The sequence below is a fragment of the Halomonas sp. SIMBA_159 genome (assembly GCF_046536035.1).
Taxonomy (GTDB): domain Bacteria; phylum Pseudomonadota; class Gammaproteobacteria; order Pseudomonadales; family Halomonadaceae; genus Vreelandella; species Vreelandella venusta_A.
Genome location: NZ_JAWJBT010000677.1, coordinates 1 through 268, shown reverse-complemented (window position 1 = coordinate 268; position 268 = coordinate 1). Strand labels below are relative to the sequence as shown.

The 268-nt window shown below is 58.2% G+C and carries 1 pseudogene; it reads right to left on the bottom strand.

The window, feature by feature from the left end:
* Window positions 1–268 (bottom strand): annotated as a pseudogene (locus tag R0J87_RS20910) (EamA family transporter); the annotation flags it as partial.

Here is a 268-nt window from a genome sequence, read left to right as displayed (position 1 = left end):
ACCAGCATGCCAGACCAAATGGCACAGCACGTAAAAAGTTCCCTGCCGTCGTCTGGAGCGGATCTGCGGCACCTTTGCCTCGCAGGGTATAAGCTCCCCAGGCCACTCCCGCCATCAGCATCAGAACAGCTCCCGGCCAGGAAGGCGCTGATACGCCGGGCAACAAAAGTACCACCAGCCCTGCCAGGGCAAGTGTAAAACCGATCATTTGCAAGGAGGTCAGCCTTTCACCCCTGCTCAGAGCAACGGCCATCATGGTGATTTGCAC